10 protein-coding genes are annotated in these 13949 nt (G+C 64.9%); 8 read left to right on the top strand and 2 right to left on the bottom strand.

All coding sequences use genetic code 11. The annotated features are described in order from the left end of the window. The first annotated feature begins 9 nt into the window (after positions 1 to 9). From nirB to AC07OK_RS04615, 8 genes are all read left to right on the top strand, one after another. Positions 10 to 2541 carry a nitrite reductase large subunit NirB gene (nirB, locus tag AC07OK_RS04650; RefSeq protein ID WP_494689178.1) on the top strand — a complete coding sequence of 844 codons (2532 nt, stop codon included), beginning with the start codon at positions 10 to 12 and terminating at the stop codon, positions 2539 to 2541. A gap of 10 nt (positions 2542 to 2551) precedes the next feature. Further along, a complete protein-coding gene (gene nirD / locus AC07OK_RS04645; protein ID WP_217944964.1) occupies positions 2552 to 2899 on the top strand; it encodes a nitrite reductase small subunit NirD in 348 nt (115 codons plus the stop codon). After that, positions 2896 to 4110 (top strand): NAD(P)/FAD-dependent oxidoreductase, encoded by a 1215-nt coding sequence (locus AC07OK_RS04640; protein WP_494689177.1) that lies wholly within the window; start codon positions 2896 to 2898, stop codon positions 4108 to 4110. Before nirD ends, AC07OK_RS04640 begins: the two co-directional genes overlap by 4 nt. Before the next feature lie 17 nt (positions 4111 to 4127). Continuing rightward, positions 4128 to 6851 (top strand): molybdopterin-dependent oxidoreductase, encoded by a 2724-nt coding sequence (locus AC07OK_RS04635; RefSeq protein WP_494689176.1) that lies wholly within the window; start codon positions 4128 to 4130, stop codon positions 6849 to 6851. Between the two features lie 51 nt (positions 6852 to 6902). Continuing rightward, entirely contained in the window at positions 6903 to 8273 is a 1371-nt protein-coding gene (locus AC07OK_RS04630; protein WP_494689175.1) for a glutamine synthetase family protein, read from the top strand. Positions 8274 to 8367: 94 nt separating this feature from the next. After that, positions 8368 to 9489 carry an ABC transporter ATP-binding protein gene (locus AC07OK_RS04625; protein WP_494689174.1) on the top strand — a complete coding sequence of 374 codons (1122 nt, stop codon included), beginning with the start codon at positions 8368 to 8370 and terminating at the stop codon, positions 9487 to 9489. A 12-nt stretch (positions 9490 to 9501) separates the two neighbouring features. Next, positions 9502 to 10410: an ABC transporter permease subunit gene (locus tag AC07OK_RS04620; RefSeq protein WP_494689173.1), complete on the top strand. Its 909-nt coding sequence runs from the start codon at positions 9502 to 9504 to the stop codon at positions 10408 to 10410. After that, positions 10407 to 11252 (top strand): ABC transporter permease, encoded by an 846-nt coding sequence (locus AC07OK_RS04615; protein ID WP_116992094.1) that lies wholly within the window; start codon positions 10407 to 10409, stop codon positions 11250 to 11252. Before AC07OK_RS04620 ends, AC07OK_RS04615 begins: the two co-directional genes overlap by 4 nt. Here the strand turns inward: AC07OK_RS04615 and AC07OK_RS04610 are convergent. Together AC07OK_RS04610 and pdxR are read right to left on the bottom strand one after the other, a co-directional pair. Beyond that, positions 11249 to 12394, bottom strand: coding sequence for an MFS transporter (locus tag AC07OK_RS04610; protein ID WP_494689172.1), 1146 nt, complete (start codon positions 12392 to 12394; stop codon positions 11249 to 11251). The two genes, AC07OK_RS04615 and AC07OK_RS04610, sit on opposite strands and share 4 nt — an antisense overlap. Further along, entirely contained in the window at positions 12391 to 13902 is a 1512-nt protein-coding gene (gene pdxR / locus AC07OK_RS04605; RefSeq protein ID WP_494689171.1) for a MocR-like pyridoxine biosynthesis transcription factor PdxR, read from the bottom strand. The genes AC07OK_RS04610 and pdxR overlap by 4 nt, the downstream gene beginning before the upstream one ends. Positions 13903 to 13949: the final 47 nt, after the last annotated feature.

The following is a 13949-nucleotide window of genomic DNA, read 5'->3' as shown; positions in this document are numbered from 1 at the left end:
GAGGACATCATGAAGATTATCGTTATCGGCCACGGCATGGTTGGCCACAAATTCCTGGAGAGCCTGGCCAATAGCGGCGCCTCCCATCTGCAAGTGACGGTGCTGTGCGAAGAGCCGCGTCCCGCGTACGACCGCGTGCACCTGTCGGAATTCTTCTCCGGTAAAGCGGCGGAAGACCTGTCGTTGGTGAAGCCAGGCTTCTTCGACCGCGACGACATGGTGCTGCGCCTGAACACCCGCGCCACCCAGATCGACACCGCCCGCAAGACCGTCACCACGGCCGACGGCAATGTGCTCGACTACGACAAGCTGGTGATCGCCACCGGTTCCTTCCCCTTCGTGCCGCCACTGCCGGGCAAGGAGCGCAAGGACTGCTTCGTCTACCGCACCATCGAAGACCTGGAAGCGATGCTCGAATGCGGCAAGCGCTCCAAGACCGGCGTCGTCATCGGTGGCGGCCTGCTGGGCCTCGAATGTGCCAAGGCGCTGCGCGACATGAAGCTCGATACCCACGTGGTCGAATTCTCGCCGCGCCTGATGGCGGTGCAGGTGGACGATGGCGGCGCGCGCGTGCTGCGCCGGAAAATCGAAGAGCTGGGCGTGACCGTCCACACGGGGAAAAACACCACCGCCATCGTCGACGGCGTCGATGGCACGCACCGCATGGAGTTCGCCGACGGCGGCCACCTGGATGCGGACATGATCGTATTCTCGGCCGGTATCCGCCCGCGCGACATGCTGGCCCGCGAGAGCGGCCTGACCATCGGTCCACGCGGTGGCATCGAGATCAACAACAACTGCGTCACCTCCGACCCGGACGTCTACGCCATCGGCGAATGCGCGCTGTGGGGCGGCTTGATCTTCGGCCTGGTGGCGCCGGGTTACGAGATGGCGCGGGTAGCGGCCAAGCACATGCTGGGCGAAGCGGCGGAATTCGCCGGCGCCGACATGAGCACCAAGCTGAAACTGATGGGCGTGGACGTGGCCAGCATCGGCGACCCGCACGGCAAGGTCGAAGGCAGCCGCTCCTACCAGTTCACCGATGAGCGCAAACAGATCTACAAGAAGATCGTCGTTTCCGACTGCGGCAAATACCTGCTGGGCGGCGTGATGGTTGGCGACGCCAGCGAATACGGCACCTTGCTGCAAATGATGTTAAACAAAATCGAACTGCCGGAATCGCCGGAGTTCCTGATCCTGCCGCAATCGGACGGCGCAGCCAAGCCTGGCCTGGGCGTGGACGCGCTGCCGGAAGGCGCGCAGATCTGCTCCTGCAACGACGTGTCGAAAGGCGCGCTGTGCGCAGCGGTGGCCGGCGGCGCCACCACCATTGGCGAATTGAAGAGCTGCACCAACGCCGGCACTTCTTGCGGCGGCTGCGTGCCGCTGGTGACGCAGGTGATGAAGGCCGAGATGAAAAAACTCGGCATGGCAGTCAACAACCACGTGTGCGAACACTTCGCGTATTCGCGCCAGGAGCTGTTCCACCTGATCAAAGTCGGCCAGATCAAGAGCTTCGGCGACCTGTTGACCAAGCATGGCAAGGGCCTCGGTTGCGACGTCTGCAAACCGCTGGCGGCCAGCATCCTGGCGTCGGTGTGGAACGACTTCGTGCTGAAGAAGGAACACGCCAGCCTGCAGGACACCAACGACTACTTCCTCGGCAATATCCAGAAGGACGGCACCTACTCGGTGGTGCCGCGCATGCCGGGCGGCGAAGTCACCGCCGACGGTTTGATCGCGGTCGGCATGGTCGCCAAGAAGTACCAGCTGTACACCAAGATCACCGGCGGCGCCCGCGTCGACCTGTTTGGCGCCCGCGTCGAGCAGCTACCGCTGATCTGGGAGGAGCTGATCGCCGCCGGTTTCGAATCCGGCCACGCCTACGGCAAGTCGCTGCGCACGGTGAAATCCTGCGTCGGTTCGACCTGGTGCCGTTACGGCGTCGACGATTCCATCGGCCTGGCGATTGAACTGGAAAACCGCTACAAGGGCCTGCGCACCCCGCACAAGATCAAGTTCGGCGTATCCGGCTGCACCCGCGAATGCGCGGAAGCACAAGGCAAGGACGTCGGCGTGATCGCCACCGAAAAAGGCTGGAACATGTACGTGTGCGGCAACGGCGGCATGAAGCCGCGCCACGCCGAACTGCTGGCGACGGACCTGGACAAGGCCACGCTGATCAAATACATCGACCGCTTCCTGATGTTCTACACCCGTACCGGCGACCGCCTGCAACGCACTAGCGTATGGCGCGAGAACCTGGAGGGCGGCCTGGATTACCTGAAGCAGGTCGTCGTCAACGACAAGCTTGGCATCGGCGCCGAGCTGGAAGCCGACATGCAACACGTGGTCGACACCTATGCATGCGAGTGGAAGGAGGCCGTCGAGAATCCGGAAACCCGCAAGCGCTTCCGCCACTTCGTCAACAGCGAAAAAGGCGACGAGAACGTGTTGTTCATGGAAGAACGCGGACAGATTCGTCCGGCCACAGTGGAAGAACGCAAGCGCGTGATTCCGATCGCAGTCAAGGCAGCTTGAGGAGAACACTATGCATCGCGATATTCAAACCGATAACTGGATCGCCGTCTGCAACCTGGACGAGATCGTGCCCAACACCGGCGTGTGCGCATTGTTGAACCAGCAGCAGGTCGCCGTGTTCCATGTGGACGACGGCAACCCGCGCGTGTTCGCCATCGATAACTACGACCCGAATTCCGAAGCGTCCGTGCTGTCGCGCGGCCTGGTGGGCAACCTGGGCGAACGCATCGTGGTCGCCTCGCCGATCTACAAGCAGCACTTCGACCTGCAAACGGGCGAGTGCCTGGAAGCGCCGGAACACTCGGTCGGCATCTATCCCGCCCGTATCGACGGCGGCAAAGTCTGGGTAGGCCTGTGAAACCCTCGCTGGTCGTGATCGGCAACGGCATGGCCGGCATGCGTACGGTCGAGGAGCTGTACAAGCTGGCGCCGGACATGTACGACATCACCGTGTTCGGCGCCGAGCCGCACGGTAACTACAACCGCATCCTGCTGTCGCCTGTACTGGCGGGCGAAAAGAGCATGGAAGACATCATGCTCAACACGCGCGAATGGTACGTCCAGCATGGCATCGTGCTGCACGCCGGCGATCCGGTCGAGCATATCGACCGCCGCAAGCGCGTCGTGCGCGCCCGCTCCGGGCTGGAAGTGCATTACGACCGCCTGTTGATCGCCACCGGCTCCAAGCCTTTCATCATTCCCGTGCCCGGCCACCAGCTGCCCGGCGTGCTGGCCTTCCGCGATATCCAGGACGTGGAGACCATGCTGGCGATGGCGCGCAATCACCGCCACGCGGTGGTGATCGGCGGCGGCCTGCTGGGGCTTGAAGCGGCCAACGGCCTGCAACGCCAGGGCATGTCCGTCACCGTGGTCCACGTGACCGACGCGCTGATGAACCAGCAGCTCGACAAGCCTGCCGCGCTGCTCCTGCAGAAGGCGCTGGAAGCCAAGGGGCTGAAGTTCTTGATGAACGCGCAGACCGCCGAAATCGTCGGCCCGGACCGCGTACGCGCGGTGCGCTTCAAGGACGACAGCGAGATCCCGGCGGACCTGGTGGTGATGACCGCCGGCGTGCGTCCGAATATCGACCTGGCCAAGTCGGCCGGCCTGCACTGCGAACGCGCCATCGTGGTGGACGACACGCTGCAAACCTACGACCCACGCGTGTACGCGGTGGGCGAGTGCGTGCAGCACCGCAGCGCGACCTTCGGCCTGGTGGCGCCGATCTGGGACCAGGCGCGCGTCTGCGGCGCGCACCTGGCCGGCGCCGGCGTGCGCCGCTACGTGCAGCAGACATCGCCGACCCGTCTGAAAGTGACAGGCGTGGACCTGTACTCGGTCGGCGATTTCGTCGGCGGCGAAGGCAGCGAGGACCTGGTGCTGCGCGACGCGCGGCGCGGCGTGTACAAGCGGCTGGTGTTGAAGGACGGGCGCGTGACCGGCGCCGTGCTGTATGGCGATGTCAAGGATGGCCCGTGGTACTTCAACCTGATTCAGAACCGCACCGACATTACGCCGATCCGGCAAAACCTGTTGTTTGGCGAAGCGCTTTCCGCGCGCGCCGCATGATTTGAGCGAGAAGCATCTTGAACCTGTCCACTGACCATCTTGCAGTACGCACCACCTGCGCCTATTGCGGCGTCGGTTGCGGCGTGCAGGCCACGCCCAAGGCCGACGGCACGATCGCCATCGTCGGCGACAAGCTGCATCCTGCGAACAAGGGCCGCCTGTGCGTCAAGGGCTCGGCACTGGGCGAGACGACCGGCCTCGAAGGCCGCCTGCTGTATCCGCAGCTGCGCGACGCGGACGGCTTGCGCCGCGTGACCTGGGATGCCGCGCTGGATAAAGTCGCCGACGGCTGGCGTGCCATCATCGCCGAGCATGGCCCGGACGCGGTGGCGCTGTACGTCTCCGGCCAGCTGCTGACCGAGGACTACTACGTCGCCAACAAGCTGATGAAGGGCTACATCGGCAGCGCCAATATCGACACCAACTCGCGGCTGTGCATGTCGTCGGCGGTGGCCGGCTACAAGCGCGCCTTCGGCGAAGACCTGGTGCCGTTGTGCTACGACGACCTGGAACTGGCCGACATGGTGGTGCTGGTCGGCTCCAACACCGCGTGGTGCCATCCCATCCTGTTCCAGCGCATCCTCAAGGCCAAGGAAAGCCGGCCGGAGATGAAGATCGTCGTCATTGACCCGCGCCGCACCGCCACCTGCGAGCTGGCCGACCTGCATTTGCCGGTCAAGGCGGGCACCGACGTGTGGCTGTTCAACGGCTTGCTGAGCTACCTGGCGCGCATCGGCGCGGTCGATCCGGCGTTTGTCGGACACCACACCAACGGACTGGATGCTGCGCTGGAAACGGCCAACGTCGATTGCAGTGATCCCGCCGCCGTGGCGAAGGTCTGCCGCATCGAACTGCCGGTGCTGATGGAGTTCTACGAATCGTTCGCCTCCACGCGCAAGACCATCACCGCGTTCTCGATGGGTGTCAATCAGTCGTCGGCCGGTACCGACAAGGTCAACGCCATCATCAACTGCCACCTGATCGGCGGCCGTATCGGCAAGCCGGGCATGGGCCCGTTCTCGATCACCGGCCAGCCCAATGCGATGGGCGGGCGCGAAGTGGGCGGCCTGGCCAACATGCTGGCCGCGCACATGGACCTGGACCGTGCCGATCACCGCGACGTGGTGCAAACCTTCTGGGACTCGCCGGCCATCGCCGCCAAGCCTGGCCTGAAAGCGGTCGACTTGTTCCAGGCGATCGAAGCGGGCAAGGTCAAGGCGGTGTGGGTGATCGCCACCAATCCGCTGGTCAGCATGCCGGACGCGGACCAGGTGCGGCGCGCGCTGGAGAAGTGCGAGCTGGTGGTCGCCACCGACATCATGCAAAACACCGACACCAACGCCTATGCCGACGTGCTGCTGCCGGCGCTGGGCTGGGGTGAGAAGGACGGCACCGTCACCAATTCCGAGCGCCGTGTTTCGCGCCAGCGCGCCTTCCTGCCGACGCCGGGCGAGGCGCTGCCGGACTGGAAGATCCTGTCGCTGTTCGCACAGCGCATGGGCTTTAGCGGCTTCGATTTCTGCGGCGCGCAGGGCGTGTTCGACGAACATGCGCGCCTGAGCGGCTTCCGCAACGCCGTCGGCGACGTGCCGCGCGCCTTCGACATGTCCGGCCTGTCCGGCCTCGATCAACGCGAGTACGACGAACTGGAACCGATCCAATGGCCGGTACGTCGCACCGCATCGGGCGAGCTGCAAGTCGAGGCGCGCCTGTTCAAGGACAACGTCTTTGCCCACGCCGACGGCAAGGCGCGCTTCATCGCCACCGCCACGCGCGCTCCGGCCAACGCCATTTGCGAAGACTTCCCGCTGACGCTCAACACCGGCCGCGTGCGCGACCAGTGGCACACCATGACGCGCACCGGAAAATCCGCCACGCTGGCCGACCACATCGCCGAATCCTTCGTCGATATCCACCCTCAAGACGCGCTGCTGCACGGCGTGCGCGAGGGCGAACTGGCGCGCGTCAGCTCCGCATGGGGCGCGATGGTGGCGCGCGTGCAGCACGGCGGCGGCATCCCGCGCGGCAGCGTGTTCATTCCTATCCACTGGTCGGGCCAGACTTCGTCCGATGCGCGCGTTGGCGCCGTGGTTAATCCGGTGGTCGATCCGGTCTCCGGCGAGCCGGAATTCAAGCACACGCCGGTGCGCATCGAGCAGTTCCGCGTGAACTGGCATGGCTTCATCCTGAGCCGCACCGAAATGAGCCTCGACAGCGTGGCCCACTGGACGCGCATCCAGGGGCGCGAATTCGCCCGCTATGAACTGGCCGGCCGCAACACCATCAAGGACTTCGGTGGCTGGGCGCGCGAGCTGCTGGGCGTGGCCGACCTGGACGCCGACTGGCTCGAATACGAAGACCGCACCGCCGGCGTGTACCGCGCCGTGCATGTGGTGAACGACCGCATCGAGCAATGCATCTTCCTGTCGCCGCGCCAGGACATGCCGTCGCGCGCCTGGCTGGCCAGCCTGTTCGTCAAGCAGGAACTCAGCGAGATTGACCGCGTCGGCCTGCTGGTCGGCATGCCGGTCGAGAAGGGCGCCGATACCGGTCCTACCGTGTGCTCCTGCTTCGGTGTGGGCCGCAACACGATCTGCAGCGCCATCATCGAAAAGGACCTGAAAACGGTGCCGGAAGTGACGGCCTGCCTGAAAGCGGGCGGTAATTGCGGCTCCTGCGTGCCTGAGATCAAAAAGATTCTTGTGCAAACTCGGGTGGAGGCGGAGGAAGAAAGGTTGTAAACATGGTAAATTAGACCATCGATCGCTTGATCATGACTACCGAGAGCGAACATGTCTATCCGTGAAAATTTCTCCGATGCCGATATGGACCAGTGGCTCAACGAGAATCGAGTCACTGAAATCGAATGCCTGGTGCCCGACTTGACGGGCGTGGCGCGCGGGAAGATCCTGCCGCGCGCCAAATTCACCCAGGAGCGCGGCATGCGCATCCCCGAGGCGGTGCTGGGCATGACCGTCACGGGCAACTATCCGATCGAGAACGCGGCCTACGACCGCGCCATCTCATCCACCGACCGCGATATGATCCTGCGCGCGGACCCCGGCAGCATCACCAAAGTTCCCTGGGCCATCGACCCCACCGCGCAGGTGATCCACGACTGCTACTTCGCCGACGGCACACTGGTCGATTTCGCCCCGCGCTCGGTGCTGCGCCGGGTGCTCAAACTGTATGCCGACAAAGGCTGGACGCCGGTGGTGGGCCCGGAACTGGAGTTCTACCTGACCGAGAAGAACATCGATCCCGACCTGCCGCTGAAGGCGCCGGTGGGCCGCAGCGGCCGCGCCGAAACCAGCCGCCAGGTCTACAGCATCGACGCCGTCAACGAATTCGATCCGCTGTTCGAGGACATCTATGACTACTGCGCGCTGATGAATCTCGACGTCGACACGCTGATCCACGAAACCGGCGCCGGCCAGATGGGCCTCAACTTCCAGCACGGCGACGCGCTGGCGCTGGCCGACAACGTCTTCTACTTCAAGCGCACCTTGCGCGAGGCGGCGCTCAAGCACGATATGTACGCCACCTTCATGGCCAAGCCGATGGCGGGCGAGCCCGGATCGGCGATGCATGTGCACCAGAGCGTGAGCGACGCCGCCACCGGCCGCAATATCTTCAGCGCGGCGGACGGTTCGCCGTCGCCCCACTTCCGCCACTACATCGGCGGCTTGCAGCGCTACACGCCGTCGGTGATGGCGATCATGGCGCCGTATGTGAACTCCTATCGCCGCATCGTGCGCCACACGGCCGCGCCGATCAACATCCAGTGGGGCATCGACAACCGCACCGTGGGCTTCCGTATTCCGATCTCCGGTGTCGAGGAGCGCCGGGTGGAGAACCGCATCATCGGTGCGGACGCCAATCCCTACCTGGCGATGGCGGTGACGCTGGCCTGCGGCTACCTCGGCCTGGTGGACCAGTTGGAGCCGACGCCGATGACCACCGCCAGCGCCTACGACCGTTTGTTCGAGCTGCCGCAAGGGCTGCCGCAGGCGCTGGAGCTGCTGCGGCGCGAGGACCGGCTGCGCGATGTGCTGGGCGAGCGCTTCATCGACGTCTACACGGCGATCAAGGAACTGGAGCACCAGGAGTTCATGACCGTCATCAGCCCGTGGGAGCGGGAGCACCTGCTGTTGCATGTGTGATTTCGTCATTTATAATCACGGGTTCGACAAAGCGCGCGGCCTGCGGTCGGCCTATTTTTCAGTATATTGTTAATATCATTTATATTTTAATAACATGACCCAAGAGCGAGAACCCTTCCTGCTGATCCGCAACCTGGTTAAGGAATTCGACGGCGTCCGCGCCGTCAACGATGTGTCGGTGGCGATCAACAAGGGCGAGATCTTTGCGCTGCTGGGGAGTTCCGGCTGCGGCAAGTCCACGCTGCTGCGCATGCTGGCCGGTTTCGAGACGCCGACCCAGGGCCAGATCACGCTGGCCGGCAAGGACATCGTCAGCGTGCCGCCGTACGAGCGCCCGATCAACATGATGTTCCAGTCCTACGCGCTGTTCCCGCACCTGTCGGTATGGGACAACATCGCCTTCGGCCTGCGCCGCGATGGCCTGCCGAAGGACGAAATCGCCGCCCGCGTGGAGCAGATGCTGGCGCTGGTGCAGCTGGGCGCCTACGGCAAGCGCAAGCCGCACCAGCTGTCCGGCGGCCAGCAGCAGCGCGTGGCGCTGGCGCGCAGCCTGGCCAAGCGTCCGCAGTTGCTGCTGCTGGACGAGCCATTGGGCGCATTGGACAAGAAGCTGCGCGAACGCACGCAGATGGAACTGGTCGGCATCATCGAGGAAGTGGGCGTGACCTGCGTGATGGTCACCCACGACCAGGACGAAGCCATGAGCATGGCGACCCGCATCGCCGTGATGAGCGAAGGCCGCATCCTGCAAGTGGGCGCGCCGGGCGAAATCTACGAGACGCCGAATTGCCGCTTCGTTGCGGACTTCATCGGCAGCGTCAATATGTTCAACGGCAGCGTGACGGTCGATGAGCCGGACCACGTCATCGTCGACACGACGGAATGCCGCCACTACGTCACCCACGGCATCACGGGCACGGTGGGCATGGCGGTGTCGGTGGCGGTGCGTCCCGAAAAGATCGCCGTGCAGGCCGAGGCGCCTACCGCAGCGCAGCGCGCCAACACCAGCGAGGACGGCTACAACTGCGTGCAGGGCGTGATCACCGCGATGGCCTACTTCGGCAACGAGACGCTGTACCACGTGCGTCTCGACAGCGGCATGACGCTGAAGGTCTCGCGCACCAACGCGGCCCGCCATGACGATTCGGCGCTCAAGCGCGACCAGCGCGTCTACGCCTGGTGGGACGGCGCCGACGTCGTCGTGCTGACCAGCTAAGGCGGAGCAGCCATGAAATTTTTCAAGAACCTGCTGACCGGGCGCTGGCTAACCGGCCGCAACGTGGTGATCGCCGTGCCTTTCCTGTGGCTGACGGTGGCCTTCCTGGTGCCGTTCCTGATCGTGATGCGCATCAGCTTCACCGAGGCGGACACCGGCGGCAATCCCTTTGGCACGTTGATGACGATGGCCGACGGCGTCATCACGCTCAAGGTCAAGATATCGAACTACCTGTTCATCGCGCAGGACGAGCTGTATGCGCTGACCTACCTGAACTCGATCAAGTTCGCCGCCATCACGGCCACGCTGTGCCTCATCATCGGCTATCCGTTCGCCTACTTCATGGCGCGCGCCAAGCCGACCGTTCGCCCGGTGCTGCTGATGCTGGTGATGATGCCGTTCTGGACCTCCTTCCTGCTGCGCATCTACGCGTGGAAGGGCATCCTGGCCAATAACGGCATCCTGAACCACTTCCTGATCAGCATAGGCGCGATCAGCGAGCCGCTGCATCTGATGAACACCCAGTTCTCGCTCATCATCGGCATGGTCTACGCCTACCTGCCGTTCATGATCCTGCCGCTGTACGCCAACCTGGTGAAGATGGACCTGCGCTTCCTGGAGGCTGCGGCCGACCTGGGCGCGACGCCGCTACAGGCCTTCTGGCGCATCACGGTGCCGCTGTCGAAGTCCGGCATCATCGCGGGCACCATGCTGGTGTTCATCCCGGCGGTGGGCGAGTACGTGATACCGGAACTGCTGGGCGGCCCGGAAACGCTGATGATCGGCCGCCAGCTGTGGGACGAATTCTTCACCAATAACGACTGGCCGCTGGCGTCCTCGGTGACGGTGGTGGTGATCTTGCTGATCCTGGTGCCGATGGCGATCTTCAATAAATACAAGGCAGAGGAGGACCGCCCATGAAAGGACATTCCAATTTCGTGCAGCGCTGGTTCGGGCGCGGCTGGCTGTCGCTGGGTTATCTGTTCCTCTACCTGCCGATCGTGGTGCTGGTGGTGTTCTCGTTTAACAGCTCGCGCCAGGACATGGTGTGGAGCGGCTTCTCGACCCAGTGGTATGCGGCACTGATGGAGGATACGGAGATCATCAGCGGTTTCGGCCTGTCGCTGCGCATCGCGCTGCTGACGGCTTGCAGCTCGGTGGTGCTGGGGACGTTCGCGGCGTTTGTGCTGAACCGCTACCAGCGCTTCGCCGGCCGCACGTTGTTCTCGGGCATGGTCAGCGCGCCGCTGGTGATGCCGGAGGTGATCATCGGCCTGTCGCTGCTGCTGATGCTGGTGTCGGTGCAGAAGGCGTTCGGCTTCCCGGAGCGTGGCCTGGTGACGATCTGGCTGGGCCACACCTTGCTGGGCATGGCCTATGCTGCGGTGGTGGTGCAGTCGCGCCTCCAGGAGATGAACAAGTCGCTGGAGGAAGCGGCGATGGATCTCGGTTGCCGTCCGTACCAGGTGTTCTTCCTGGTGACGCTGCCGAACATCACGCAGGCGCTGGGTTCCGCGTGGCTGCTGACATTCACGCTGTCGCTGGACGACGTGGTGCTGTCGGCCTTCCTGTCCGGTCCCGGCTCGTCGACGATGCCTATCGTGATCTTCTCGCGCGCCCGCCTGGGCCTGGACCCGCGCGTGAACGCGGTGGCGGCGTTGACCATCCTCGTGGTGTCGATCGGCGTGATCGCATCGAGCCTGTACATGGCGCGCAGCGAACGCCTGCGGCAGAAGCAGGTCGCCGCAGCGGCCAAGGGTTAATCCACGTAGCCCTGTTTATGTTCCCACCAGGCGCAGGCGACGAAGATCGCCGCGCCGCACCACAGCACCGCCGGTAACGCATTGATGCCGGCGGTCTGCATCAACAGCCCCGTCACCAACGGCCCGCCGCTGCTGGTGATCCCCCAGCTGGCATTGACCACCGCGCTGGCCGCGACCAGCGATTGTCCCTGGAAGCGCGCGCCGCATGCCACCAGCGACAGCATGTAGATCGCCCCCGCCACAGCCCCCAGCATCAGCAGCAATATCCACCACAGCCAGGGTGTGCCCGCCGCGAACGGCAGCAGCGGCAGCAGCACGCACACCGCGATGCCGCAACCGGTGTGCACCCGCCGACGCCCCACGTGATCGGCCAGCCAGCCGAAGGCGAATTGCAGCGCGGTGTCGCCAACCAGCACCACGGTGGCCGACAGTAGCGCCAGTTCGGTGAGCATGCCCTGGCGGATCGCGTACAGCGGCAGCAAGCTCAATGCCAGCGTGTCGAACAACGCGAAGAAGGCCGCACCGACGGCGATCATCGGCATGCGCGGCAGCACGGCGCGCCAGGAGACGTGCGGTTCGTCCTCCTCCACTTGGCCATCGTTGGAGATCAGCGCCATGCCGGGCAGGGCGAGCAGGAACAGCGCGCCACAGGCGGCGAACGGCCACGCGACCTTGCCTTCCAATCCGGCCACCAGCGCAGGGCCTATCAGCTGGAACAGCGTGAAAGCGGTGGTGTACATGGCCACCACGCGGCCGCGTGAGTTGACCGGCGCAAGATGGTTGACCCACGCCTCGCCGATGGTGAACAGCACGCCCATGCAGGCGCCGAACACGAAGCGCAGCACACCCCACAGCAGCACGTTGTCGGTCGCCTCCATCAATCCGGTGGACAGCGCACCGATAGCGATGGCGCCTATCATGCAGCCGCGTGGTCCGTGGCGGGCCACCCAGCGCGAGACGAAGGGCGTCGCCGCCAGGATGCCGAAGGCGCTGGCGGCGGTGATGATGCCGATGATGTCGGTGCCGACGCCGCGCTGGTCCAGCCGCAGCGCAGTCAGCGGAATGGTGGTGCCCAGTCCCAGTCCGACCACGCCGATGCTGCTGACCAGCGCGCAGAAGTCCCGCCAGGGCATGTGCTTCATGCTGGTACTCCCGCCTCGATCAGGTCCGCCAGGATGCGGCCATAGTGGCTGATCTTCTCCGGCGTGCAGTAGGCGTAGCCGACCAGCAGCCCGCGCCTGGTCGGCTGGGCGAGGTAGTAGGCGGAGAGGGCCTTGACGCGGATGTCCGCCGCCGCAGCCGCCGCCTCCAGCGCCACGTCGTCGGCGTCGTCGGGCAGCTGAAGCACCAGATGCAGGCCGGATTCCTCGCTGGAGATGGTCACCCTGCCGCGCAGCCGGGGCGCGAGCTGCTGCACCAGCGTGCGACGCAGCAGCTCGCGGCGGGCGCCGTAGGTCTGGCGTATCTTGCGGATGTGGGTGGTGAAGTGGCCCAGCGCGATAAAGTCGGCCAGCACCGCCTGCACCGTCAACTGGCCGGGGCGCTGAAGATCGTACAGCGCCGTCTTGAAGCCGTCGACCAGCGCCGGTGGCACCACCAGGTAGCCGACCTTGATGCCGGGGTAGAGCACCTTGGAGAAGGTGCCCATGTAGAGCACGCGGTCGTCGATGTCCAGTCCCTGCAGCGCCGCCAGCGGGCGGCCGGTGTAGCGGAATTCGCTGTCGTAGTCGTCCTCCAGTATCCATGCGTCCTTGCGCACGGCGATGTTGAGCAGCTCGCGCCGGCGGGCCAGGCTCATGACGGATCCGGTTGGATACTGGTGCGACGGCGTGGCGTAGATCAGGCGCGGCTTGGTGGCCAGGTCCGATTCCGTCAGCACCATGCCGTCGTCGTCGACCGCGATCGGATGCAGCTTCAGTTCACGCGACTGGAACACGCGGCGCGCGCCCCAGTAGCCGGGGTCCTCGACCCAAGCGGTGTCGCCGGCGTCGGCCAGCAGCTGCGCGCATAGGTCCAGTGATTGTTGCGTGCCGGCCGTGATCATCACCTGGTCCACCGTCACCTTCACGGAACGCGACAAGCGCAGGTACTCGGTGATGGCCTGGCGCAGCGGCAGGTGGCCGCCGGACTGGCCGTAGTCCAGCAGCTCGGTGCGCGCCTCGCGCCAGATGCGGTTTTGCAGCCGCTGCCACAGCTTGAACGGGAAGGACGAGAAGTCGTCCTCGCCCGGCGCGAAGGGCTGGATCTCGAAGCGCGGGCCGGCGGCAAAGCTGGTCAATTCGCGTCCCCGCCGGGACAGCCGCGCCGGACGGCCTTGCGGCGATCCACGCGGCGCCGGGCCGGAGCCGCGCATGCTGGCGCGCTGCGCCTGCAAGTCCGCCACATAGGTGCCGCTCCCCAGCTGGCTGGTGACGTAACCCTCGGCCGCCAGCTGCTCGAAGGCGGCGATCACCGTGTTGCGCGAGATGCCCAGGTCGCGCGCCAAGTCGCGGCTGGACGGCAGTTTGCTGCCCGCAGCCAGCAGCTGGCGGTGGATCGCGCTCTTGGCCGCCTCGTACAAACGTCGCTGCTGCGGCAGGCGCGGATGGAAGCCGGATTGCGCCAGCGTCTGGGCGAGCAGATCGGAAGTGGGAGAAGGTGGATGCGGCATGGGGTTCAAAGTGGTTCCATCAATTTTAAACAAGTGGCACTCACAAT

This window comes from Duganella sp. GW821-FHT07G03 (assembly GCF_059418605.1).
This window is presented reverse-complemented; position numbering and strand designations above follow the sequence as displayed.

Bases quoted from the DNA above. Each gene is read 5' to 3' on its own strand.
- nirB (WP_494689178.1), top strand. From the start codon at position 10: ATGAAGATTATCGTTATCGGCCACGGCATGGTTGGCCACAAATTCCTG.
- nirD (WP_217944964.1), top strand. From the start codon at position 2,552: ATGCATCGCGATATTCAAACCGATAACTGGATCGCCGTCTGCAACCTG.
- AC07OK_RS04630 (WP_494689175.1), top strand. From the start codon at position 6,903: ATGTCTATCCGTGAAAATTTCTCCGATGCCGATATGGACCAGTGGCTC.
- AC07OK_RS04625 (WP_494689174.1), top strand. From the start codon at position 8,368: ATGACCCAAGAGCGAGAACCCTTCCTGCTGATCCGCAACCTGGTTAAG.
- AC07OK_RS04620 (WP_494689173.1), top strand. From the start codon at position 9,502: ATGAAATTTTTCAAGAACCTGCTGACCGGGCGCTGGCTAACCGGCCGC.
- AC07OK_RS04615 (WP_116992094.1), top strand. From the start codon at position 10,407: ATGAAAGGACATTCCAATTTCGTGCAGCGCTGGTTCGGGCGCGGCTGG.
- AC07OK_RS04610 (WP_494689172.1), bottom strand. From the start codon at position 12,394: ATGAAGCACATGCCCTGGCGGGACTTCTGCGCGCTGGTCAGCAGCATC.
- pdxR (WP_494689171.1), bottom strand. From the start codon at position 13,902: ATGCCGCATCCACCTTCTCCCACTTCCGATCTGCTCGCCCAGACGCTG.